Below are 24819 nucleotides of genomic sequence, written 5' to 3'. Positions count from 1 at the left end.
GAAAAATAGGTGGTCTTGTTAGGAAGGAGCTTCCAGGTGAATGCATCACAGCAAATCCATCAGTTGAAGGAAGAACTGAATAAATACCGGCTGATGTTTCAGCATGCACCTCTGGGGATGTTCCATCTAAACCGCCAGGGTGTGGTGACAGACTGCAATGATCAGCTGGGAGTCATTGTGGGAGCACCAAGGGAAAAGGTGTTGGGCATCAACGCCCTTACCCTGGAGAATGATGCATACGTGTCGGCGGTCCGACAGGCACTGGCTGGCAATATGGCTTCTTTCGAAGGTGAATATACCTCGGTGGCAGGTGGAAAGAAACGCTTCTTGCGGGTTCTTTTTGCCCCGACCGGCGAACCACAAAAGGGCAGTTGGGAAGTGGTGGCCATTGTGGAGGATATCACGGAAAAACAACAGGCAGCCCGGGAGTTGAAGGCCAGTGAAGAACGGTTTCAGATTGCCCTGGAAAACAGCGGCGACGGTGTTTGGGATTGGGATCTCAAGTCGGATGATACTGATGTCACCGATAACTGGCTGGAACGTTTGGGATACCAGCGTCATGAAGTAGACCTCAGCCTCAACGGCTTTCTCACCTTTGTGCATGCAGATGACCGGGAGAAAATAGTGGAACAGTTTCAGTGCTTTTCGACAGGGAAAGCGCCGCAGTTCAGTGTCCTTTTTCGGATGCGGTGCCGGGATGGCACTTTCCGGTGGTTTTCTTCCATTGGAAAACCTGTAGAATGGTCGGAAACAGGTGAGCCGATGCGAGCCATTGGAACCCACCGGGATGTCACGGCCCAGCAAGAAGCCATTGAAGCACTGAAAATCAGCGAACACAGCAAATCAGTGTTCTTGTCCAACCTGCCGGGAATGGCATACCGATGCGAATACCTTCAGGATATGTGGCAGATGACCTACATTTCAGAAGGATGTTTTGATCTGACGGGTTATCCCGCTCATATGCTGAAAGGAACCAATCAGTCGTTGAAGGAGCTGATTTTACCCAGGGGAATTATTCTGCCGGAGTACCGGGAAAAACTCTGGGAAAAATGGCTTCAGATGATGCGGGAAAAAAAGGCTTTTCGCAGCGAATACCCCATTGTTACCGCTGAAGGTGAGACAAAGTGGGTCTGGGAACAGGGGCGGGTAATTTTGGATGACATTGGCAGGGTGAGCGCCCTGGAATGTTTTGTCACAGATATCACTGAACGTCGTGAAGCAGAAGAAAAGAACCGTCGACTGGACAAGTTGAAAGATGAGTTTCTGGCCAACACATCCCACGAACTGCGAACACCCCTTAATGGAATCATCAGCATTGTGGAATCCCTTTTGAAAGGGATCGGCGGCCCCATGACACCTGATCAGAGACAGAACTTAATGCTGGTACGTCTCAGCGCCCGGCGGCTGGCGGCGCTGGTGAATGATATTCTGGATTTTTCACGCATTCGGCACCATGATCTTCGGCTCCATTTACGGCCCGTTGACCTTCACAGCAGTATTCGCCTGGTAATGGACCTTTTTCGTCATCAGGCAGAACACCGGGGAATTCAGCTGGTGAATCAGATATCCCCCCACAGCCGAATGGTACTGGCAGATGAAAATCGTTTGAGCCAGATCTTCTTCAATCTCATAGGCAATGCTCTCCGCTACACTGAGAAGGGAAGTATCACCGTTTCCGGCGAACAGCAGGACGACATGGTAAAGCTTACGGTGGCAGATACAGGCATTGGAATTCCAGAAGAACGACAGGACAATCTGTTTGAATACTATGAGCAGGCAGGGTTCTCACCGGAGAGAGAATATACCGGGGCCGGGCTGGGGCTGCCCATTACCCGTCAACTGGTGGAACTTCACGGCGGCACGATTCAGGTGCGTTCTGCGGTAGGTCAAGGGACCACCTTCACCTTTACGCTGCCATTGGCACGACTGCAGGGATCGCAGGAACGGTTGGAGCAGGCAGTTGATCATGCTGCTTTGACAGGGCAGGAGAACATGACCGACTTCTACGTGGAACCCCTGATCGGTTCTGAAACAAACCTCATCCAACAGGGTGAATTTACAGTGCTGGTGGTGGACGACGAACCGGTGAACCGGCAGTCGCTTATGAACATACTGGCTTTGAGAAAAATGAGTGTTGTGGCAGCTGAAAGCGGTCACCGGGCGCTGGAGCTTTTGAAAGGCCCGGAAATACCAGATCTGTGCATTATTGATATTATGATGCCTCTCATGAATGGGTATGAGCTTTGCCAGAAAATCCGGGAAAGATTCACTTCTTTTGAACTTCCGGTGATTTTTTTAACGGCTCGTTATGGCGAGACAGAGTTGAATCAGGGTTTTAAAGTGGGAGGCAACGACTTTTTACACAAGCCATTTGAAGAATCGGAATTACTGGCTCGGGTTGAAACATTGCTGCACTTGAAAAAATCGGTGGAAAAAGCCATGGCGGCAGAAATTGCGTTTCTTCAAGCGCAGATCAAGCCTCACTTCCTTTATAATGCACTGAACACCATCGCCGCCTATTGTGAAGTGGAAAGTGAAAAAGCCGGCAGGCTGATTTTATCCCTCTCCACCTATCTCAGAGGCAGCCTTGCCTTCGATAATTTACAGCAAACCATCACCCTGGAGCAAGAGCTGCAATTGACAAAAGCCTACGCAGAAATTGAACAGGCCCGGTTTCCCCAGGTGGCAGTGACATACCAAATTGAAGAATCGGTCTGCCTGCGACTCCCCCCTCTGGTGATTCAGCCGCTGGTTGAAAATGCCATTCGGCATGGGATCTGTCCCCGGCGGGAAGGAGGAGAAGTGTCGGTCAAGGTGATGGCACAGGAGTCGGGTTATTTGGTGGAAGTCAGCGACAATGGTGTCGGTGCTGACATCCGAGTCTTGCACCAGGCCATGAATCAGTCACTTTGCGGAAAAAGTGTAGGGCTCTGCAACATTCAAACCCGGTTAAACCGTCTTTATGGGCAGGGGCTGCAGGTGAGCAGTCAACCAGAAAAAGGCACCTGCATTCGTTTTCTGATTCCAAGACAGTGAGGAGTGAGCAGATGCTAAGAGTCATTATCGTGGATGATGAACCCATGTCTGTTAAGCGTTTCAGCGGATTATTGGCCAAAACGGGAATGGTCACGCTGGCGGCGGCATACACGAATCCGGAGGCAGCGCTGAAAAACGCAGTCATTGATGGAGCCGCCGTAGCGTTTATCGATATTGAAATGCCCGGGATGAACGGGCTGGAACTGACAGAAAAATTGCAGGAGGTGAATCCGATGCTGGATGTGGTGATGGTGACAGCCCATGACCACTACGCACTGGAAGCTTATCGGGCCCACGCCATTGGATACCTGCTGAAACCTGTTTCACTTGATGAAGTGGCACGCCAGCTGGAACTGATCCGGCTGAGACGCGAAGCACACAAACCTCCTGAGACGCCGCCGGTTTTATCCATTCGCAGCTTCGGTCGGTTTCGGTGCCATACCGGTGAAGATTCACCGGTATATTTCAATTGGCGAACGGCGAAGGCCAGAGAACTGCTGGCTTTTTTACACCATCATCAGGGAAAGCCAGTGTCCCGGGACGTGATTTTGGACACTCTTTGGCCGGAAATGGACTTGGATCGGGCAGTGAAAAACTTTCACGCCACCAGTTACTACCTGCGGGAGTCGCTGAAAGAAAGAAATCTGGCCAACTGTTTTGAACGTTTGAATGGTGCCTATCGACTTCGAATGGATCTGGTTGACAGTGATGAGGCAGCATTTGAGCAGCAAAAGCAGTTGATGGGAACCACAGAAAACCAGTTGGATCGCAACAAACGAATTGCGGCTATTTACCAGGGAGCCTATTGCGAGGAAGATGATTACCCCTGGGCAGAAGAAAAGCGCACCCGTTACGAACAGGAATACCTGGAAGCACTTCGGGGCCTCATTGACGATCTGCTTGAAAAGAAAGAACTGAAGGAAGCGGCACAAATCCTTCGTTGCCTCCTTCAGGTAGATCCCTATGAGGAAAAGAACCATGAAAAACTCATGGATATATTCATCATGCAAGATAACTGGCCGGCAGTCAGGGCGCATTACCAGTATGTGAAAGAGCTTTTCTTCCAGGATTTGGGAGAAACACCCAGCAAGTCGCTGCGGGATAAAATAGCCCACTTTCAGGCAAAACAGGAAAAATGAGTTTAGTTTTTGTTTAGACTGCCACAAGTATGATAGAATGAAATAGAAGTCTGGTGATATACGGGAAAGAAAAGGAGAATGAAGATGAAATGCAATAGGGTGAAGCGCCTATCCGTCGGTATGTTGATCACAACAGTGAGCATGATGTTAACGATGAACCCGGTAAGTGCCGCGACCGATTCGACGTCGGAGGCAGCCGGTTGGCTGTCAGATTTAATTATTGCCTGCGTCAACCTGTTTGTCCGACTGGTGATGATTTTTGTGGGGTAGCTTTATTAACCGGAAGAGACGAACGCGGCAACTGACTGATGTTGTAGACGTTCACCATGAAAAAGCCTTTTAAGCCTCTGTTCCTGCGGGAAACAGAGGTTTTGTTTTATAATAATGCTTTATGGCAGATGACACTGTTGAGAGCCAGGTTAAAATTAGGGACAACGGGTATGAAACAGAAAGAATGTGCGAAAGTTAAAATTAACAAAAGCCTGAGGGAGGCGCTGAAATGAATTCATATCGCAGTGTTAAAAGAGTGGTCAGGGGAAGAGATGCCAGTGATGGCGCCGGCGTGAAGCTGGTGCGGGTTTTCAGCAACCGGGATGCTTCTGACTTTGATCCGTTTTTGATGATGGATGCCTTTGACAATGATAAGCCGGAGGAGTATGTGAAAGGGTTTCCCTGGCATCCCCACCGGGGGATTGAAACCATTACCTATTTGCTGGAAGGAAACGTGGAACACGGCGACAGTCTGGGAAACAAAGGCAACATTTATGATGGGGACTGTCAGTGGATGACTGCCGGCAGTGGTATTATTCATCAGGAAATGCCCCAGCCGCCGGGGCGCATGGTGGGAGTGCAGATCTGGCTGAATCTCCCGGCAAAGGACAAAATGACCACTCCCGCCTATGGGGATATTCTGTCAAAAAACGTACCCCTGTTGGAAGACCAGGGATGTGACGTGCGTGTCATTGCCGGTGATTACCGGGGAACCAGCGGAGCCTTTGAAGGCAGATACATCAAGCCCCGGTTCATTGATGTGACCATGCCTCCACAAAGCACCTGGGTGTTGGATACAGAGCCCGATAACACCCTTTACACCTATATTTTTTCAGGGGAAGGGTGTTTTGATCCGGATTCCGGCGAAATCACAGGTGCCAGGAATACCCTGCTTTTTGAGAACGGCAGACAGATGAAAGTCACCACAGGTGAGAAACCGTTGCGATTCATTCTTCTTTCGGGCCCGCGGCTCAATGAACCCATAGCCTGGGGAGGCCCCATCGTCATGAATACCAGAGAAGAACTGGATCAGGCATTCCAGGATCTGGACGAAGGCACCTTCATCAAAGAACGTATTTAGAGTAGCATCGAATATACGTGGAGACAGTAAGTATACTGGCAGGAGGAGTACTATGATCACCATCGGATGTCACCTTTCCATTTCAAAAGGGTTTTACCAGGCCGGGTTGGATGCGGTTTCCATAGGTGCCAGCACCTTCCAGTTCTTCACCCGAAATCCCCGGGGCGGGAAAGCGAAGGCGATTGATAAAACAGATGTGGAGCAGCTGCAAAAAATCATGAATATCCACCGGTTTGGGCCGTTGGTTGCCCATGGGGCCTATACCATGAATCTGTGCTCCGACAAACCGGAAACCCGGGCCTTTTCCCGAATGATTTTCCAGGATGATTTGGAACGTCTGAAACAGTTACCGGAAAGCGTGTATGTTTTTCATCCCGGTTCTCACGTGGGGCAGGGGGCAGAAACTGGTATCGCCCTGATCGTGGAAGCCCTCAATGAACTGTTGACGCCAGAAACAGATAACTGGATACTGTTGGAAGGCATGTCGGGAAAAGGGTCTGAAGTGGGAAGTGCCTTCGAAGAACTGAAGATGATCATTGACGGGGTGAAAAACAACCGGCGGCTGGGCATCTGCCTGGATAGCTGTCACCTCTACTCAGCCGGGTACGATATTGTCACTGATCTGGATAAGGTGCTGGATCATGCAGACAGTCTCATGGGCCTGGAGCGACTGAAGGCCTTTCATCTCAACGACAGTCTGGTGCCATTTAACTCCAGAAAAGACCGTCACGCCACCATTGGTGAAGGGAGTCTGGGACTGGAGGCACTGGTGAAGGTGATGACCCATCCCCGCCTGCGGCATTTGCCCTTTAATCTGGAAACGCCCAATGAGCTTCCGGCGCATCAGGAAGAAATCAAGAAACTGAAAGCAGCTGCAGCCGAGTTCCTTCCGTGAAACAAATCTTTCGGTGAACCGTCTGTATCATTGTCAACATAAAGGAGGCGAAAGCAGATGGCAATTTCTTTACTGATTCCACTGGCACTGTTGGCGATTGTCGTACTGGTAATTGCCGGTGCGAGAAGCGGTTCACATCAGGGAGGCGAAGACATGATTCGAAATGTGTACATCTATGTGGTCTTGTTTGCAACATTAATGATGACCATCGGCGGCAGTGTGGCGGCGTTTATGGCAGTGGCAGACATTGTGGCGCCGGCTCCCTACTACCAGAGCTATGAAGATTACCGACGGTGGGGAATCGAACGGGAACTGAAAGAAGACGGTGAAGCGGTGGTTCAGCTGAGTGAGGAAGAAATTCGGGAAAAGTACGATGCCATGGTCATTGCCGAAACAGAGCGGCAGGTAGTGCGGGCCAAAAATTCCCTTGTTAAAAGCCTGGGCTGGATCGCAATCCCCCTGCCCATCTTCCTGTTTTATTCCCGAAAGCTGCGGCAACGACAGACGGCAGGTGCTTAATGGCTTGCCAGGCAGAAAGGGTAGGTTGAATGAAAACGATAAATGTTTCCAAACTCAAGAAAAAAAGGGGGCTTATCATTGGTATTCTGCTGATGGTACTTCTGGCATCGGGTGTCATCTGGGGGGAACGGTGGTTCCAGCTTCGTCAGTATCGCCAGGAAGTGGCGGCCATTGAGCTGACGGGTGTTGACTTAAAAACCCTGGAAGACGGTATTTATGAAGGGGAGAAAACCATCACATGGATCTCCGCCACCGCTCGGGTAACGGTGGAAAACCACCGTATTACTGGTTTGGAGTTTAGTCATCAGCATGATCGTGGAGAAGCGGCCAATGTGATTCCTGGTCAGGTCATGGCATTCCAAACCACCCAGGTGGATCTGGTGTCGGGAGCCACCAACAGCAGTAAGGTGATTCTTCAAGCCATTGAAACGGCTTTAAAATCACCACCGGTGGCTCATATTTCAAAAGAATACCAAAATGAATACCAGTACGAAGGGCCACATCGGGTGGAAGTAGAAGACCGGGAACTGGAACTGGTTCGACCACCCAAATCGGTTGCAGAAGAAGTGGTGGTGCGTGACTTCATCAGCTCCATCACCTTTGACTTTGACGAAAAATATACCCTCCTGGCTGATATTGAGCCACACGCCATCAGTATCGAAAATGAACGGAAGCTGGCACTGGATGAAGGCCGTTACATGAAAGCGGTCACACTGTACCATGTGGATACCCTGAGTGCCAAAGAATACAATGAGGGGTTGCTGGCCAATGGAGCCTGCAATGACTATTACTATGACGGTGTGATGGATCTGGTAAAAGACTACCAGCTGGTCGACTTTGAAGTGATCAATGTGGATTATGAACAGGTGCTTTCCGATGATACCGGTGGTCCCCAGTGGGGCACCGGGCGATACCTTCGCAATTTCCTGGTGGGGCACCGTGAGAATGAGGACTCATGGAAAATATACGATTATGCCATGCCGGTGAACCGATCCGGCCAGTGAATCCATCAGTATAATCAACAACAGCACAAAACCGGAAGTGCCTTGCGGCGGCTTCCGGTTTTGTGCTGTTATCTTACCGAAATATAAGAAAGGAGGATCTAAGCAAAATGGTGATTACTGCTCGTTGGCAATGTTTTCACCGGCGATTCTGCCAAAGACGGCAATATCAGCCAGGGCGTTGCCGCCAAGTCGGTTGGCACCGTGAATGCCGCCAGTGACTTCTCCGGCAGCATAGAAACCGGGAATCACATTGCCGTCGGTATCCAGTACCTGTGCCAGGGTGTTGATTTCAATACCACCCATGGTATGGTGAACGGTGGGTACGCGGGGACCTGCATAGAAAGGTGCCTGTTCAATTTTTCTGGCAAAAAGGGTGCGGCCAAATTCGTCGGGACCGCCGTTTTCAACAGCTTCATTGAAGGATTCAACTGCCTGAACCAGGTTGGCAGGATCCACGTTAATGGCGGCTGCCAGTTCTTCCAGGGTGTCGCCTTTGAAGGCACGTCCCTGATCAATCAGTTCATTAATGGTTTCGTTGAAGTTATTAGTGGTGGTGTCGGGATCCGGATAATCACTGCTATCCAGTACGATATACAGGTAGGCATCTGTTTGCTCCATCAGGGCCAGGGTCATCACATCGCGCCGGGCACCCTCATCAACAAAACGATTCCCTTCTTTGTTCACGAAAATACGGTTTTCAACACCGTGTTCAATGTTGCCGCTGAGACTTCCGCTATTGGGGTCGCCCAATGGAAGCAGCTGAATGTTATGCATGCCGATGAGGCTGGCTCCGATGGCTTCAGCCATAACAAGCCCATCGCCGGTGGCACCGGGATGATTGGTGCTTTTCAGGTTGGTCAGTGCGGGCCAGTCTTCGTTGAAGCGGTCACGCATTTCTGAGTTCACGCCAAATCCGCCGGAAGCCATGACAACACCTTTGGAGGCGTTCAGTGTCACATCATCGTTGAAATGCTTGGCGATAACACCGGTGACACGACCGTTTTCCACAATCAGTTCGGTGGCTTCAGTATCCAGCAGTACTTCAATACCGTCGTTAGCATTGATGTAATTGGAATAAGTGTCGATGAAGCCGGTGCCCAGTGGTGTGGAAGGTTTGTGTGCACGGGGCCACAGGCCGCCGAGAACCGTAAACACCTCGTCATTGAACTTCATGCCCAGGCTTTCCAGCCATTCGATGGCCGGGTAGGCATTTTCCACCAGCACACGAACCAGTTCAGGATTACCCACCTGGTCGCCGCCGTCGAAGGTTTGCTGAAAATGCTTGTCAATGGAATCTTCGATTCCCTGAGGCACCTGTCTGCCAGGATCAACAGCGTTGAAAGCACCACCGGAAAGAATGGTGTTACCACCCAGGCGGGGCATTTTTTCGATGATAATAACACTGGCACCATTTTGATGTGCAGTGACAGCCGCGGCCAGACCAGCACCACCACCACCAATGACCACGACATCAGCATCGTAGGAAATGGCTTCACCAGCAGCTGCAGCACTGCCAGCACCGCTTTGCAGGGCAGCAATATCTGCGCCGGCCTGCTCTAATGCATTGATAATAGCTGCAATCAGAGCGTCACTGGTAACGGTTGCGCCGGAAACAGCGTCAACTGCCAGGTTTTGCTGGGAGAGAATCGCAGCAGGAATTCTTTCGAAAACAAGATCAGTGATGCCGGCACTCTCTTTGTGGTCGGTTGTTTCAATGCTGACAATCTCGTCAGCGGTGACAGTGACTTCAACAGTGAGATCACCGTTGTGTCCGTCAACAGTCGCTGTGTAGGTACCTGCCTGGAACAATGCATCAGCAGATTCGTCCACTGGTGCCTCCGGTGCTTCCGTGGCAGTTGGCTGGCAGGCTGCCAGTCCCAAAACCATGATTAATGCAAGCAACAAAGCCAAACCTTTCTTCAAATGTGTCAAGCGATTCATCAAATTACCCCTTTCAGACTTTTTAGAATGTAGTCACTGAATGTACTCAATGACCTAGACCATTCTACGATATTGTTAAGACATTGTCAACAGACTAAACATGAGTTAAAAGAAATGTCATCAAAAGCGACACATTGAGGTTGTCTAATGAACTAAGATGGATGCAACTGAGAGATACCGTGTCAAAGATCTGATAATCGGGTGACTGCCACTACTTTTCATTGTCTGAATGAATTGATATAATGAACCATAATAGCCGAGAAAATGAAGGTTAAAAAAAGTTTCTTGCTGCAATAACTGAGAAAAAACGGAAACAGAACCCATAAGACTGGAGAGATTTGATGGGAAAGGATTTGACAAACCGGCAAAAGCAAGCGATTGAAACAAAGAAGAAAATCCTTGAAACAGCCACACGTCTATTTGAGCAGAAGGGATTTCAGGAAATCACAGTGACAGATATTTGTCGTGAAGCAGGTATTTCTGTGGGAACATACTATTACTACTTTCCGACAAAGTATGCAGTGCTGGAAAAGATTTTCACAGACATTGATGATTATTTCAGGGAAACGGTGACACCGCAGATCACTGAACTCGCGGCATCTGGGATTCGCGCCCAAATACTCACCTACTTTGATGCTTACGCTCACTATACAGTGGATCAGGGGCTGGGATTTGTCAAAAAGCTTTATGAGGTTCAGAACAATCTGTTTCGGGTAAAAGGACGATACCTGCAGGTGTATCTGGCAGAAATCATCACCCGGGGGCAGCAAACCGGGGAACTGGCCGCAGATCTGTCGCCGGAGGAAATGGTGGATTATCTTTTTATTGCAGCCAGAGGGGTGGTCTACCACTGGGCACTGCATGACGGTGAGTATGACTTGGTGGCTGACATGCACCGATATCTATCGCGTTTGTTTAGAACACTGGAGACTCCTGAAGAAAAATAGTTGTCCACTTTTTGAGCATGGAAACCGGAGAAAGCGAAGGTTTTCGCCATGGCACACGTTGAATCCAATCATGATGCTGTCAAGTGGCACCAAATCAACCTGACAACCTCCGCGACAGACGCAGAATTGAATCAGGTGCTTGAATACTATACAAACTGGGAACCTGAAAACTTTCAGTGGTTCTGTTTGGCGCGGGATTTAAAGCGATTGACAGGGGCCCTGTTTCTGGTACTTTCGGAATATAGTCCTGCAAAAATGTCGCTGGTGACCCGGGGCATCGAAGGCATACCCCAGAAAGTGGAAGCAGTGATTCACCAGCTGGGGCATCCAATGATTGGCCATGAATGGATTCTGGCAGAAGGCGTTTATGAAGAACTTCAAAATGGCCGGCTGCTCCGTCTGGATTCTATCCACGAAGCTTCGTCCTATCATATTCCAGAGTTCATTGGTTTTACCATTGAAAAAATGCTGGGAATCGGCAACATTTACAGCATGAGCTTTCTTCACAACGGCCAGCTGATGGGGAACTTCGTGCTGGCCATGCCCAAAGGGCAGGAACTGGCCTCGGAGCGCCAGGTCGTGCTGTTCAGCCAGGGCGTTGGACGTGTGCTGGCTAATGCCGGAGTCGATAGATCGAATGAATCGTGAAAAAGTCATCACCAGACACAACAGATATGGGAAATATTCTGGGAAAGCGGGGGAGGCAGCATGTATGTCGATTTAAATCACTCCATCATTGAACATCTGCCCATGGGGTATGCCAGGCACCACATTATTTGCGATGAAAAGGGACAGCCTGTGGATTACCGTTTTCTCGAAGTCAATCCAGCCTATGAAACCATGACAGGGCTTCGGGCCGATGCTGTCGTTGGTAAGCTGGAAAGCGACGTTTTTCCCAGAGAATCTCGCAGACGGTTTGACTGGATTAAAACCTTTGGCCAGGTGGCGCTTTCAGGGAGAAGCCATGAATTTACCGAATACTCTGTGGCCTTGGAACGATGGCTTCACATGACCGTATATTCACCTGCTCAGGGGGAATTCATTACTCTCTTTCAGGATGTGACAGATGTTAAAAGGAATGAAAAATCACTGGAAGAAGCGCTGGCCTTTAACCGGCAGATTATTCAGTATGTGAATGAAGGGATTATCGTCTACGATACCGAACTGCGCTACCGGGTGTATAATCCCTATATGGAGGAACAAACCGCGGTCAGTGCTCACGAGGTTTTGGGAAAGCATCCCTGGACGGTTTTTCCGGAAACGCTTGAAAATGGTGTGATGGTATATCTTCGCCGGGCTTTGGAACGGGTTCGCATCAGTGATGTGGAACTTCATTTCAGACATCCTCATACCGGCGAGGATATCTGGTCATATCAATCCTTCAGTCCCATGATGGATGAAGCAGGGAAGCTGGCAGGTGTGATTGTCACCATACAGGATGTGACGGATAAAAAAAGAGCCATGGCCGAACTGGAAAAGGCAAAAAAAGAAGCAGAAGCCGCCAATGTGGCCAAAAGTCAGTTTCTTGCCAATATGTCTCATGAAATCAGAACGCCCATGAATGGGTTTATGGGAATGCTTCAATTACTTGAAACAACAGATCTCAATGAAGAACAGGAGGAATTGCTGGCGCTTACCAAAAGATCTTCAGGGGCATTGCTGGCGGTTCTGAATGATATCCTTGATTTTTCACGGATTGAAGCCCACAAAGTCCAATTGTCGAATAAACCTTTCTACGTGCGCCAACTGTTTTCTGATGCGCTGGGACTCTTCCAGGGAACAGCAACAGAAAAAGGCCTGATATTGAAAAGTCATATCGACCCATTGATTCCTGAGTATCTGGTGGGAGACGCTTTCAGGCTTCGTCAGATCACTGCCAATCTGGTGGGAAATGCTGTGAAATTTACCACCAGTGGATCGGTCCGCCTGGAAGCTTCGGTGGAACCTGGTGAGAAGCAGCACAGCGTGAAGTTGATAGTATCCATTTCTGACACCGGTATTGGTATTCCGCCGGATCAACTGGAAGCCATTTTTGAACGGTTTGTGCAGTCCGACAGTTCAGATAACCGGGTTTATGGCGGTACCGGATTGGGGCTGGCCATATCCAAAGGACTGGTGGAGCTTATGGGAGGCAGCATTCAGGCTTCCAGCAAGGTGGGAACCGGGAGCTGTGTTACTTTCAGCTGTGTGTTGGATACCATCATTTAAAAGGTGAACATGGCGGCCTTTATCATTCAGACTGTCAGAAAAAAGGGAGCATGGCCGCGGGGATGGGCGCGCCACAACACAAGGGAGGAAATGGCTTGGCATATCCCGAAATCAGAATTGATCTTAATAAAATTGAAACCAATACCCGGACAACTGTGGAACGGTGCCACCAGCAGGGAATCCAGGTGGCGGGGGTCACCAAGCTTTTTGGAGGAAACCCGGAGATTGCCACCGCTTATGTGGCTGGAGGCGTTGACTTGCTGGCAGATTCCCGCATCGATAATTTGAAGCGCCTTTCCGGTTTTTCTCTTCCTAAGATGCTGCTCCGCATTCCCATGATCAGCGAAGCGGCAACGGTTGTGCAGACAGCGGACATGGTGTTGATCTCTGAACCTGAGACAGCCAAAGCGCTTTCAAACCAGGCGAAGGCTCTTGATAAATCGATTCAGCTGATTTTGATGGTTGATGTGGGGGATTTGCGTGAGGGGCTCTATGCAATGAAAGAAATCCAGGAAGCGGCATCCATGATGGATGGGCTTCCTGGAGTACAACTGACGGGTATTGGCACCAACCTCACCTGCTATGGCGGTGTACGCCCCAGCCGGAAAAACCTGACGCAACTGGTGAACATCAAAACAGAACTGGAAAAGCTGCTGAAAAGACACTTGCCTGTGTTGTCCGGTGGCAACGGCGGCACGTTAAGCCTGCTGGAAACCGGCGAAATACCGGTGGAAATCAACCAGCTGAGATTAGGGTCATCCCTTGCAATGGGTATTGGGCTGAATGATGAGCCGATACCGGGGCTTCAACAGGACGCTTTTCTTCTGCTGACGGAAATTGTGGAACTGCGCCGCAAGCCCTCAATCCCCGAAGGGATCATAGGGCTGGATGCTTTTGGCAACCGGCCGGTATTTGAAGACCGGGGCAATCGCATGAGGGCCATTTGTGCACTGGGTCGTCAGGATATTCATCCTGACGAGATATGCCCCCTGCAAAAGGGCATTCAGATTCTGGGAGCCAGCAGTGACCATTTGATACTTGACGTGGAAGATTGCTCTGATTTATTACAGATTGGCAGCTATCTGACATTTTTACCAACTTATGGTGGCTGCCTCAGTTTGATGACATCTCCATATGTTAAAAAAATCATTATCACCTGATTAAGTTTACTTGAACCTCAAATCCGCCCCCAAAAGGCGGATTTTTTTACGTATTGTAATAAGATGACTACCAAGAACATTTCTTTCATTAACAGGACCATTCAGTGCAAATGAATGAAAGCACTCAGGATAACAGATAATTAACTTGAAAAGAGGAAAATCAGTCCGGGTGAGAAAATGACAATATTTGACTTGGAATAAAAGTTACCATTGACAAATCATGTTGATGAGAAGCAGAATGGCCGATAATACTTATACAAGTGTTAAATAGATAATGTTTCATTTTGATGAAATGGCACCGTTCATAAAAGGGGAGTGACATGGCATATGAAAAAAAGCATGAAAGGTCAAATGGTGGCACTGGTATTGGTAATTCTGTTGATGACAGTAGCCACAATGAGTGTAGGATCATATCTTTTATCCAAAGGGAGCAACGAAGCACTGGGGCGTTCCCTGTTGCGGGAAAAACTTGAAGGAGACATCAATGCATCGTTGGTCTATCAACAGCACTATCTGGGAAATCTTTCACTTACTGGAAACCAGCTGATGACTCAAGAGGGTATGCAGCTGGAGGGAAACAGCTTTGTGGATACCCTTGAAAAAGATTTGGGACTTGCCGCCACTATATTTGTCAGAGAAGATGATGATTACAAACGCATTGCCACCACCATCCGCAATGAGCAGGGGGAACGGGTAACAGGCACATATCTTGGAAAAGAGAGCGCAGCCTATCAGCCTGTATCGGCAGGTCAGCGCTATCTGGGAGAAGCTGGTATTCTGGGAAGAAACTATCTGACTGCCTACGAACCCATTACTGATACCAGCGGACAAATCATTGGCATTCTCTTTCTGGGAGTTTCAGAGGATGAAGTTGCTTCCATGATCAATGTGTTTGTTACCAGAATGCTGCTGATCCTCTTGTCGGGAGCGGCTGTCATCCTGTTGGCGGCGGCAGTTCTCACATTTCTTTTTGCCGGCAGGCTGGCATCTCCCATTCGTCGTCTGGCAGAACATGCGGCACTGGTAGGGGAGCTTAATTTGACAGAAGAAGTACCGAGAGACATTCTGCAGCGACAAGATGAAATTGGTCAACTGGCTGGTGCATTTGATGCAGTTACCCGCCAGTTGCAGACAACCATGTCTGAAATTGGGGCAGCAACAAACCAGGTGGCCAACTCAGCCCAGTCATTAAAAGATACCAGCACCCAATCGGCAATGGCTTCAGAAGAAGTGGCCCGAACCATTGAAGAAATTGCCAATGGTGCAGCTGATCAGGCTCGGGACACTGAGGCGGGAGCCAACAACATCAACGAGCTGGGACAGCTAATAGAAGCAGATCAGCATCTGGTGAAGACGCTGAACACCACGGTGGAACAGGTCAATCAATTAAAGAATGAAGGAATGGCATCGCTGAAAGAGGTGGTGGATAAAACGGCTGAAAGCGGCAAAGCTGCTGCTGAGGTGACAGAAATCATCACCGAAACCCATCAAAGCGCACAAAAAATTCAGAATGCCAGTACCATGATTAAAAACATTGCAGAACAAACCAACTTGCTGGCTCTGAACGCAGCCATTGAATCTGCCCGTGCCGGTGAGGCGGGCCGTGGATTTGCCGTAGTGGCAGATGAAATTCGGAAACTGGCAGAACAGTCCAATCAATTTGCAGGCGAAATTGACACCGTTATTTCAGATTTAACTGGGAGAACTGCCCATGCAGTGACCACCATGGAAAAAGTGGAGAGCATTGTTGGCTTACAGACCCAGCGCGTGGAAGAAACAGACCAGCGTTTTCAGGGAATTGATCATGCTATTCAGCAGATGGGCCAGGCACTGGCAGATCTTAACCAGTCCACCCGACAAATGGAAGCTAAAAAAGACGAAATCATTGGTGTGATTGCCAATCTTTCGGCCATTTCAGAGGAAAATGCTGCCGGTACACAGGAAGCCTCTGCATCTGTTGAAGAACAGACTGCAGCCATGGCCGAAATTGCTCAGTCAAGCAAAGTGTTGGCAGATCTGGCTGCAGCCATCGAAGCAGGGTTGGATCAGTTCAAACTGAAGTAACAACACCGGTATCTCTTAAGTTCACCAGAAAATAATCATAGCCCGGTATCGACTGTTGAATCAGCAGACGTGCCGGTTTGTTTCATGTTCAGCGACAGTCGAAATATGTCAATGCTAATGGTATAATATAGAAAATGAAAGTTAACTCAGCCGTTAAGATGTTTGTTGATTAATGAAATCACGTTGTTACAGGAGGATATGATGAAATCCATTGAATACCAGAAACTCATTCGAGACAGAATACCAGAAATTATTGAAGCTTCAGGTAAAAAAGCGGTGACAGAAATCCTTGACCCCGGTGAATATCTTGAAAAACTGCATGAAAAACTGGATGAGGAAGCGGCCGAATACCATGAAACACACAGCATTGATGAGCTGGTGGATCTGGTGGAGGTTATTTATGCCATTTTGGATTTTCGATGTGTTTCCCGAACTGAGTTTGAAGAGTTGCGCCTGATGAAGAGCGAACGACGCGGGGCCTTTCAGAGACGCCTGCTACTAAAAGCAGTGGTGGAAGCAGAGGAAGCAACTGAGGATGATCAGGTATGAAGAAGTCACTGATTCTCGTTGGGATGATTATGTTGATTGCCGTTTTTCTCCATATGACAACAGAAGAACAACCTGTTCAGCTTGAACTGTACCGTCAGGGAGAGGAAGGTAAGGCGGTTTTGATGGGACGTATTGAAGATGAGCGGGTCGCTGAATACCAGGCTTTTTACCGTGGTTGCATGGCTGAAGGAGAACCCGAAGGAGAACCCGAAACCCTCCGGTATCCAGATGTGGCGGTTTATCTGATTGATGGCAGCAGCGTCATTCACCATAGCAGCTTCTGGTTTTGGGAAAACGGCGAAGGGATGATGGCATCTGTTGAGGCAAAACATCGCACAAAACCTTTGACTGCCGAAAAAGTGGAGGAGATCAGAACCATCCTCGATACTGACCTTGAAGATCAGTAAGAAGTAAACGGACAAACGATATTTATTCTCATTATTTGGAAAACGCCTTCGGTGTTTTCTTTTTTTTGAGACATGGATGATAAGAAGTTGAAATCCATTGACAAGAGGATGAAAGAACGCCATTGGTCTCAAAAATCAGACTCAAACAGCAGAAATCAGCCAGTGGATGACATCTTGGCTTTTGTTATGGAGAGGGTTTGAGCGTAAAGATCCAAGAGACGCTCAAATGGCATGATAATTGCAAGAATATTCCAATCAATGGGGAATTTCCGCGAAAATGACGCGAACAACAGAAACACACACCTGAAGGAGGAAGACTATGGGAAGCGGCATTAAAGTCAATCAAAAAAGAGGATCGTTGAAAGGCCGGGTATTCTGGCTGCTGACAGCAATACTGGTGCTGCTGAATGCAGCCGTTGTCATGGCGGTGGTGGATACATACAGAAAGAATCTGACAGAACAGCTTATGTCAGAACAGCTGGGCATTCTCCGGGCGACTGCTGTTCAGATTAATGGTGACGCTTTTCAGGAGATGGTGCAGATGGCTTCTGCACAACACTCCTATTATGAACCGTTACGTCGTTACCTGGAACAGGTTAAAATCGCTACGGGTCTCCAATATCTATATACAGAAGCGTTTTTGACAGATGGCACCCTGGTATACATAGTCGATGGTGGTGACCCTGCCAGTGATGATTTCAGTGCATTTGGCGATGAAGTGGAACCTGACGAAATTGAAGATGCACAGCTGGTTTTCAGCGGCCAGGAAGTGATGATTGAGATTTACGAGACTGAAGAGTGGGGTGCGTTGGTGACCAGCAAAATACCGGTTTTCAATGAAGCTGGTCAGGTGGTGGGTGTGCTGGGAGGAGATTATCCCGCGTCTTTGGTGGGTGAAATGGTGGCGGGCATACGCATGCGCATGATCTTCATCATGAGTATCCTTTCCCTGCTGGGGATCGCCATTCTTATGCTGGGCACTTCCAAACTCATGCTGACACCATTAAAACAGCTGGAAAATCAGGCAAGTTATATTGGGAGAGGTGACTTTTCCGTTGATGTTGCACCATCTTTACTGAAAAGGAAGGATGAGATCGGTTCGCTGGCGCTGGTATTGCAACAGACCATTGATGTTTTTCGCCAGTTGATTGCAGGAATTGTCACATCCTCTCAAAGAGTGGCTGCCGCTTCTGAACAACTGACAGCTACCACGGGACAATCTGCTGAAGCTTCACAGAATGTGGCTGGGTCTGCCACACATGTGGCAGTAAGTGCTGACAGCCAAATGAAATCCATATTGGCGGTTACACAGGAAATCAGCCACATCACACAAGGCATGGAGCAGGTGGCGCAGCATATTGGAGGCATTGAATCATTAAGCCACTCTGTGAGGGGTGAATCTGAAAAAGGCCAACAGGAAATGAATCGGGTAAGTCTTCAGATGCAGGAAATTCAAACCAGCCATCACCAGGTAAAAGGTGGCCTGATACAGATCACTGAAAGCAGCCGAAAGATGAACGAGATCATCGGCGTTATTCGAAGCATTGCAGAACAAACCAATTTACTGGCACTTAATGCAGCCATTGAGGCAGCAAGAGCCGGCGAACAGGGAAAAGGATTTGCTGTGGTGGCAGATGAAGTGCGAAAGCTTGCAGAGGAATCTCAGCAGGCCACTGAAGAAATCAATCACCTCATTATGGATAACGACAATAACATCAGTCGGGCTAATGAAGTCATGGAAACCGGAACGCTGCAGGTAGCCTCAGGTATGGAAGTGGTACAGGATGCTGAAGCTGCCTTCAAATCCATTGTCACGTTGATTCAGCAGATGAATGAAGCCGTTGGGGAGGTGAATGAAGTCACTGGACAGGTAACTTCAGGGAGTCGCAACGTTTCCCAGGCAGCGGAAATCATCCGCAAGTCGGCAGAAAGTGTGGCATCTGAAGTGCAGAACGTATCGGCAGCGGCACAGCAGCAGACTGCTTCCATGCAGGAAATTGCTTCCTCCAGCCATGAACTGGCGGTGCTTGCCCAGGAACTTCAGACGGCTGTGGGACAGTTCAGGTTGACATAAATATGATAAGAACGGCTGATTTTGTCAGGATAAGATAAAAGAAATAAGTTGCAGAGGGGCCGGTTTTTTTGATAAAATGGCTTTGGTACGGCAGCTGACCTGCTTGAAAGCATCTGGGTAAACGCCGGCTTCCAAAGGAGTCTCCAATGAAGCGGTTGATAATAAAAAAAGTGTTACTGGCAACCCTTGCGATCATTTTAATCGGCATGACCATTACAAACCGGGCGGAAGCGACGGTCGTTCGTTATTATGCGGACGATACGTATCCGCCCTATTCTTATGCGTCTGGGGCCGGACTGGATGGCTTTGATGTGGAGCTTTTGGAATACATCATGGCAGGCACAGATTACCATCTTCAAGTTCAGGGAATGAACTGGATCAATGTCCTGGAACACATTGAAAGTGGAAGGGCAGATGTGATCAGTTCGCTTGCAAAAACAGAGGCGCGCAGCGAAGTAATGCTGTTCTCGAATCCCATTGCCGGTGTTACAAATGGCTTCTTTGGTACCGCTGAACTCTCGGGGTTTTCCATGGAGTTGCTGGCCGATTATCGGATCGGTGTCGGACAGAGCTATTCAGATGAAGTACTTCTCAAAGAACGGCTGGGAGTCGAGCCTCATCAAGTTTACCGCAATCTGAATGTGGCTGTGCAGGCACTTCTGGCCGGTCAAATAGATTTGATTTTTGCCGAAGAGCAGGCACTTCGTCACTTCCTCATTCAAAACAGGCTTCAGGGCCGGGTGGTGGCCCATGCAACTGATTTATATCCCAGAGATTACCACTTTGGAATCTCAAAAGAACGGCCTGAACTGGTTTCGCTGATCAACGAACGGCTGGCAACCCTGCAGGCAAATGGTACCTATGAACGCATCTATCAAAAGTATTTTCATAAACCCTCAGCAGACAGTCTGGCCCGACAACGGCAGCAGCAGTATCAGAGAATGCTGCTGGGCGGCCTGGGGTTGGCGGTATTGCTCATGACCGTACGTTATGGCGTTATTCGGCGCCAGATGACCGAACTGAGAGCATCATATCAGCAAATTCGCGCCATGGAAGAGGTGCTGGGAGACCAGCTGGATCAGTTGCACCAGCAGGACCGGTTGCTGCGGATCAGTGAAGAACGTCTGAAACACATGGCATATCACGATGAACTGACAGGACTTCCCAATCTGCGTGCATTCAATGATTATCTCCAGCAAGCCATCGAGGAAGGGGATTTGGAACAGTCAGAGGTGGCGTTTCTGCTGATGGATCTTGATGACTTCAAACTGATTAATGACATGTACGGTCATGAAGTGGGTGATCTTGTTCTGGTGGAAGTGGCAGCCCGACTGAAAGATCTTCGCCCAAACAATGCCATGATCGCCCGGCTGGGGGGGGATGAGTACATGATTTGCATGAAACAGATGAAAGAGCGGCAAGGGCTTCACCAATTTGTGGATCAGCTGCTGAGTGCCATGAATCAACCTATGAAAATTAACGAACTGGATCTTTACCTAAGCACTTCAGTTGGAATCGCTTTCTACCCTGCTGATGCACAGAATCCTCAGACATTATTTGCTCATGCAGATGCTGCCATGTACCTGGCAAAAAAGCGGGGAAGAAATGCAGCAGCCTATTACTCCCGTGACCTTCATGAACATATTCGCTACAAACTGGAGACTGGTGCAGGACTTCGCCAGGCACTGGAATTACAGGAGTTTGAAGTCTATTATCAACCGCAGGTGGAAGCTCATACAGGGGCTATCAAAGGCGTTGAAGCTTTGTTACGGTGGCGGCATCCCTCGAAAGGAATGATACCGCCGGGGCAGTTTATCCCCATTGCCGAAGAAACAGGACAAATCCTGGACATAGGCTGGTGGCTGCTGAATCAGGTAAACACCCATTTGGAGCATTGGTGGCACATGGGCATTGAACTGGTACCGGTATCGGTGAACATCTCCATCAAACAGCTGCAACATCCGCTCTTTTTAAATCGTTTGAAGAAACAGCTGCAACAGCCCGGGATCTCACGCACCACCCTGAAGCTGGAGATCACCGAAAGTATTGCTATGATGAATCCCAAAGAAACCATGGTGAACCTGGAACAGATCAAAGCATTGGGATTGGAGATATCGCTGGATGATTTTGGAACTGGGTTTTCTTCCATGAATCGCCTGCAGACCATGCCGGTACAGGAACTGAAGATCGATAAATCCTTTATTTGTGATCTTGAAAAAAGTGATAAGCATCAGGCAATTGTGCAAACGCTGGTTCACCTGGCTCATGCCCTTGATAAAAAAGTGGTGGCCGAAGGGGTGGAAACCAAGGCGCAGGCAGATATGCTTGATCAGTATGGCTGTGATTTGCTGCAGGGCTATTACTATTACCGCCCCATGCCTTCAAGTGACCTTACCGGCGTATTTCTTTCGAAATCGGGTATGAATCAACGAACAGTTTTATCCAGTGACAAAATATGCCCGGGAGAGGAGGGTTCATCTTGAAAAAATCAGACAGCTGTTCATTGATCCATACTATACGCTTGGCAGCCATTTTGATTGTCTGTTGTATTTTTCTGGCGGGTATGACAGTGGGATCAGTGCAGGCCTTCTGGGAAGAATCCACCTTGCCATCATTTGAGTACTTAAATCGGGATGACGGTCTTTCAAATCTTTCAGTGTCTTCGATGATTGAAGACCGCAATGGTTTCCTCTGGTTTGGCACACAGGGTGGGCTGAACCGTTTTGACGGACGGTACATGTATGTCACTCGCCATAATCCCTTTGATGATGAAGGGCTGGTGCACAATCTGATTCAAACCATGTATTACGACGAAGTACTCCATGAACTGTGGATCGGCACCTACCAGGGGATCTCACGGCTGCTTATTGACGAAAATACCTTTATCAACTATACGGTGGAAGACGATGGCTTGTCCAATCCTGTGGTCATTGCCATTCACCCGGATCATCAGGGGGATATGTGGGTGGGCACCATGAAGGGCCTGAACCGAATTGACCCTCAGACAGGCACGTTGAAACAATACGATGTTCCAGGCGATGTGGTACGGGCACTTCACGTTGATACGGGCAATCGGCTTCTGGTGGGCAGTTATGAGGGATTGCTCTACTATAATCCTGTAACAGATAACATTGAAACCCTTGAATTGGATTTGCCTACTTCTTATGTGATGACCATCCATGAAGAGATTCCAGGCATGCTGACGCTGGGCTTGTGGGACGGCGGCGTGGCAATGGTGAATCTGGAGACAAGTGATGTCGAGACCATCACCTATGAAGACAACCGGGTATATGCGATGACAACCACCCGTGACGGCACCCGCTGGGTGGGTACTTGGGGCGGCGGTCTTTACGCAGAGCTGCCCGACGGAAGATCCTATCACTTTTCAGGCGAAGGCGAAGGCCATATACTGCCTCACTCGGTGGTCTATTCTCTGCTGGAAGATCACTCCGGCATTCTCTGGATTGGTACCAACGGCGGAGGCCTCAGCAAGGTAAATCCACGCAAAACCAATTATGTGCGGCTTAGCAATGACCCTGAAAACAGCCAGAGTCTGAGTGCAGGCAAAATAAACACCGTGGTGAAAGACCAATTAAATCGGCTTTGGATTTCAGTTTACAACAGTGGGGTGGAACGCTACGACACGGAAACAGATACTATGGTTAAGTACAGGCATGACCCTGATAACCCCGAATCACTGCCTTCGGACAGCGTGGTGGCACTTCACTGTACCGACGAGGGTCAGTTGTTGCTGGGAACGGGTGCCGGCGTAGTGATCTATCATTCTGAAACAGATACATTTTCGCTGCTGACAGAGCTTCCGGAAGATGTGATTGTCTACGCACTGGCGCAACAGGAGAACTACCTGTGGATTGGCACTTATACCCATGGTGTTTTCAGATATCATTTCACTACGGGTAACCTGACGCATTTTGAACATACCGGCCAGGCTGACAGTTCCCTGTCTGACAATCTGATCTATGCGATTCATGTTGACGGCAACAACCGTGTTTGGGTGGGAACCAACAATGGACTCAACGTACTTGAGCCGGGCAGTGACCGTTTTCGAACGCACCGGCGACTGTCAGGTGATAAAACTCAACTGGCCAGCAACACCATTCGAACCATTCTGGAGGATGACCAGGGACAGATCTGGGTGGGTACAGTGGGCGGCGGGATTGCCCGATACAATGAATCCACCGACACCTTTACCACCTACATTGAAGAAGATGGATTGTCCAGCAATGTGGTAACGGGAATGCTTGTGGGAGATGACGGGCGGTTGTGGATCGCCACTCACAGCGGCATTTCTGTTTTTGATCCTGAAACAGAAGATTTTTTGGCTCTGACACCAGATGACGGCATTGGCGGCTGGGAGTTCAACAGTGCTCATTATAAAGATGAAAACGGCGACCTTTATTTTGGAGGTGTTCATGGCATTACAGTCATTTCAGGGATGAAAGATCAGGGACCCACTGTGATTCCTCCGGTATATATTACAGGTATTGATCTTTTTCAGAATCCCTATCAGCCTGAACGCATGTTTTTCAACGATGAAACCCTGCATTTTGGCCCTCAGGATACCTTTCTCAGCTTCCGTTTTGCGGCACTGGATTATGATGCACCTGATAAAGTAAGGTTTTCCCACTATCTGGAAGGCTTTGATCAAGACTGGATTCATTCCGGAAACCGTGATTATGCCACTTATTCCAATCTCCCACCGGGAGAATACCGCCTGCTTGTCAAGGCAGAAACCGTTCGGGGAGCTGTTACTGAACCTGCAATGGTGAGTTTTGTCATTGCAACACCCTGGTACCGAAGCAGTTTGGCTTATGTGGGATACGGCGTTTTGATCATTGCACTCTTTGCCTTTCTGATGCAAATTCGGGAAAGTCGCCTGGTGGGCAGGCGAAATGAAACACTGGCTGCCATGAACCTGAAGCTGGAAGAAGCCAACCGGCAGTTGGAGCATCTTTCCACCCGTGACCCCCTCACCGGGCTGTTCAACCGACGTTACTTCAACACCATGATGGAAGAACATTTGCAACTGGCAAAACGCAGCCAGGTTCCCTTTTCGTTGTTAATGTTCGATATTGATCATTTTAAGGAAATTAATGACCGCTTCGGTCATGTGGTGGGAGACAAAGTGTTGGTCACTGTCGGCAAGGCTGCAACAGCGGTGCTCCCCCGAACAACCGACTTCATTGCCCGTTTTGGAGGGGATGAATATGTGGTGGTGCTATACGATACCGGGCAGGAGGGTGCCCTTCGGGTGGCACAGAACATTAAAGAAGCGGTTGAAAAAAGCGAGGCAATGGGAGAATATCTGGGCCACTCCTTTGAAATGACCACCAGCCTGGGTGTGGTCTCCATCATCCCCGACAAAGAGATGACAGCGGAAAAACTGCTGCAAGAAGCGGATCGAACTCTTTACCTGGCAAAAGAGCAGGGCAGAAACCGGATTTGTGTCAGTTGGGAATCGTCGCATACTCATGACTGAAGCCACGAAGAAATCATCGGAGATC

The 24819-nt window shown here is 48.9% G+C and carries 18 protein-coding genes; 17 read left to right on the top strand and 1 reads right to left on the bottom strand.

All coding sequences use genetic code 11. The annotated features are described in order from the left end of the window. Positions 1-36 precede the first annotated feature (36 nt). The 7 genes from QOL74_RS12205 (at position 37) to QOL74_RS12175 (ending at position 7944) form a co-directional block, all read left to right on the top strand. Entirely contained in the window at positions 37-3036 is a 3000-nt protein-coding gene (locus QOL74_RS12205; protein WP_283409768.1) for an ATP-binding protein, read from the top strand. Positions 3037-3047: 11 nt separating this feature from the next. Next, positions 3048-4175: a response regulator gene (locus tag QOL74_RS12200; RefSeq protein ID WP_283409767.1), complete on the top strand. Its 1128-nt coding sequence runs from the start codon at positions 3048-3050 to the stop codon at positions 4173-4175. 84 nt (positions 4176-4259) lie between these two features. Next, positions 4260-4445, top strand: a complete 186-nt coding sequence (locus QOL74_RS12195) for a hypothetical protein (RefSeq protein WP_283409766.1) — start codon at positions 4260-4262, stop codon at positions 4443-4445. Between the two features lie 229 nt (positions 4446-4674). After that, a complete protein-coding gene (locus QOL74_RS12190) occupies positions 4675-5526 on the top strand; it encodes a pirin family protein (protein WP_283409765.1) in 852 nt (283 codons plus the stop codon). A 52-nt stretch (positions 5527-5578) separates the two neighbouring features. After that, the gene (locus tag QOL74_RS12185; RefSeq protein WP_283409764.1) at positions 5579-6421 is read left to right on the top strand and encodes a deoxyribonuclease IV; all 843 of its coding nucleotides are present in this window, start codon (positions 5579-5581) and stop codon (positions 6419-6421) included. 57 nt (positions 6422-6478) lie between these two features. Continuing rightward, on the top strand, positions 6479-6940 hold the full coding sequence (locus QOL74_RS12180) for a hypothetical protein (protein ID WP_283409763.1): 462 nt from the start codon (positions 6479-6481) through the stop codon (positions 6938-6940). A 29-nt stretch (positions 6941-6969) separates the two neighbouring features. Further along, a complete protein-coding gene (locus QOL74_RS12175; RefSeq protein ID WP_283409762.1) occupies positions 6970-7944 on the top strand; it encodes an FMN-binding protein in 975 nt (324 codons plus the stop codon). Between the two features lie 114 nt (positions 7945-8058). Here the strand turns inward: QOL74_RS12175 and QOL74_RS12170 are convergent, their stop codons facing one another. After that, positions 8059-9885: a flavocytochrome c gene (locus QOL74_RS12170; RefSeq protein ID WP_283409761.1), complete on the bottom strand. Its 1827-nt coding sequence runs from the start codon at positions 9883-9885 to the stop codon at positions 8059-8061. 341 nt (positions 9886-10226) lie between these two features. Here QOL74_RS12170 and QOL74_RS12165 point away from each other — a divergent pair, with 341 nt between their 5' ends. The 10 genes from QOL74_RS12165 (at position 10227) to QOL74_RS12120 (ending at position 24794) form a co-directional block, all read left to right on the top strand. Continuing rightward, a complete protein-coding gene (locus QOL74_RS12165) occupies positions 10227-10832 on the top strand; it encodes a TetR/AcrR family transcriptional regulator (RefSeq protein WP_283409760.1) in 606 nt (201 codons plus the stop codon). Positions 10833-10880: 48 nt separating this feature from the next. Continuing rightward, positions 10881-11480, top strand: a complete 600-nt coding sequence (locus QOL74_RS12160) for a hypothetical protein (protein ID WP_283409759.1) — start codon at positions 10881-10883, stop codon at positions 11478-11480. A gap of 60 nt (positions 11481-11540) precedes the next feature. Further along, a complete protein-coding gene (locus tag QOL74_RS12155) occupies positions 11541-13040 on the top strand; it encodes a PAS domain-containing sensor histidine kinase (RefSeq protein ID WP_283409758.1) in 1500 nt (499 codons plus the stop codon). Between the two features lie 95 nt (positions 13041-13135). Beyond that, positions 13136-14200 (top strand): alanine/ornithine racemase family PLP-dependent enzyme, encoded by a 1065-nt coding sequence (locus tag QOL74_RS12150; RefSeq protein WP_283409757.1) that lies wholly within the window; start codon positions 13136-13138, stop codon positions 14198-14200. Positions 14201-14527: 327 nt separating this feature from the next. Continuing rightward, positions 14528-16264, top strand: a complete 1737-nt coding sequence (locus QOL74_RS12145) for a methyl-accepting chemotaxis protein (RefSeq protein ID WP_283409756.1) — start codon at positions 14528-14530, stop codon at positions 16262-16264. A gap of 201 nt (positions 16265-16465) precedes the next feature. Further along, complete coding sequence (locus tag QOL74_RS12140) at positions 16466-16813, top strand: nucleoside triphosphate pyrophosphohydrolase (protein ID WP_283409755.1); 348 nt, start codon at positions 16466-16468, stop codon at positions 16811-16813. Beyond that, the gene (locus QOL74_RS12135; RefSeq protein ID WP_283409754.1) at positions 16810-17220 is read left to right on the top strand and encodes a hypothetical protein; all 411 of its coding nucleotides are present in this window, start codon (positions 16810-16812) and stop codon (positions 17218-17220) included. Before QOL74_RS12140 ends, QOL74_RS12135 begins: the two co-directional genes overlap by 4 nt. Before the next feature lie 319 nt (positions 17221-17539). Further along, complete coding sequence (locus tag QOL74_RS12130; RefSeq protein ID WP_283409753.1) at positions 17540-19294, top strand: methyl-accepting chemotaxis protein; 1755 nt, start codon at positions 17540-17542, stop codon at positions 19292-19294. 146 nt (positions 19295-19440) lie between these two features. After that, positions 19441-21777 carry an EAL domain-containing protein gene (locus QOL74_RS12125; RefSeq protein WP_283409752.1) on the top strand — a complete coding sequence of 779 codons (2337 nt, stop codon included), beginning with the start codon at positions 19441-19443 and terminating at the stop codon, positions 21775-21777. Then, positions 21774-24794 carry a ligand-binding sensor domain-containing diguanylate cyclase gene (locus QOL74_RS12120; RefSeq protein WP_283409751.1) on the top strand — a complete coding sequence of 1007 codons (3021 nt, stop codon included), beginning with the start codon at positions 21774-21776 and terminating at the stop codon, positions 24792-24794. Before QOL74_RS12125 ends, QOL74_RS12120 begins: the two co-directional genes overlap by 4 nt. The last annotated feature ends 25 nt before the right edge of the window (positions 24795-24819 follow it).

Source organism: Anoxynatronum buryatiense, assembly GCF_900182905.1.
In the GTDB taxonomy this organism is placed as follows: domain Bacteria; phylum Bacillota; class Clostridia; order Peptostreptococcales; family Tindalliaceae; genus Anoxynatronum; species Anoxynatronum buryatiense.
Note: the sequence above shows the minus strand (reverse complement) of the source record. Positions and strands in the feature narration are given on the sequence as shown.

Coding starts and splice junctions, on each gene's coding strand:
- QOL74_RS12175 (WP_283409762.1), top strand. CDS start 6,970: ATGAAAACGATAAATGTTTCCAAACTCAAGAAAAAAAGGGGGCTTATC.
- QOL74_RS12130 (WP_283409753.1), top strand. CDS start 17,540: ATGGGAAGCGGCATTAAAGTCAATCAAAAAAGAGGATCGTTGAAAGGC.
- QOL74_RS12135 (WP_283409754.1), top strand. CDS start 16,810: ATGAAGAAGTCACTGATTCTCGTTGGGATGATTATGTTGATTGCCGTT.
- QOL74_RS12155 (WP_283409758.1), top strand. CDS start 11,541: ATGTATGTCGATTTAAATCACTCCATCATTGAACATCTGCCCATGGGG.
- QOL74_RS12200 (WP_283409767.1), top strand. CDS start 3,048: ATGCTAAGAGTCATTATCGTGGATGATGAACCCATGTCTGTTAAGCGT.
- QOL74_RS12140 (WP_283409755.1), top strand. CDS start 16,466: ATGAAATCCATTGAATACCAGAAACTCATTCGAGACAGAATACCAGAA.
- QOL74_RS12195 (WP_283409766.1), top strand. CDS start 4,260: ATGAAATGCAATAGGGTGAAGCGCCTATCCGTCGGTATGTTGATCACA.
- QOL74_RS12165 (WP_283409760.1), top strand. CDS start 10,227: ATGGGAAAGGATTTGACAAACCGGCAAAAGCAAGCGATTGAAACAAAG.
- QOL74_RS12190 (WP_283409765.1), top strand. CDS start 4,675: ATGAATTCATATCGCAGTGTTAAAAGAGTGGTCAGGGGAAGAGATGCC.
- QOL74_RS12125 (WP_283409752.1), top strand. CDS start 19,441: ATGAAGCGGTTGATAATAAAAAAAGTGTTACTGGCAACCCTTGCGATC.
- QOL74_RS12160 (WP_283409759.1), top strand. CDS start 10,881: ATGGCACACGTTGAATCCAATCATGATGCTGTCAAGTGGCACCAAATC.
- QOL74_RS12170 (WP_283409761.1), bottom strand. CDS start 9,885: ATGAATCGCTTGACACATTTGAAGAAAGGTTTGGCTTTGTTGCTTGCA.
- QOL74_RS12180 (WP_283409763.1), top strand. CDS start 6,479: ATGGCAATTTCTTTACTGATTCCACTGGCACTGTTGGCGATTGTCGTA.
- QOL74_RS12185 (WP_283409764.1), top strand. CDS start 5,579: ATGATCACCATCGGATGTCACCTTTCCATTTCAAAAGGGTTTTACCAG.
- QOL74_RS12145 (WP_283409756.1), top strand. CDS start 14,528: ATGAAAAAAAGCATGAAAGGTCAAATGGTGGCACTGGTATTGGTAATT.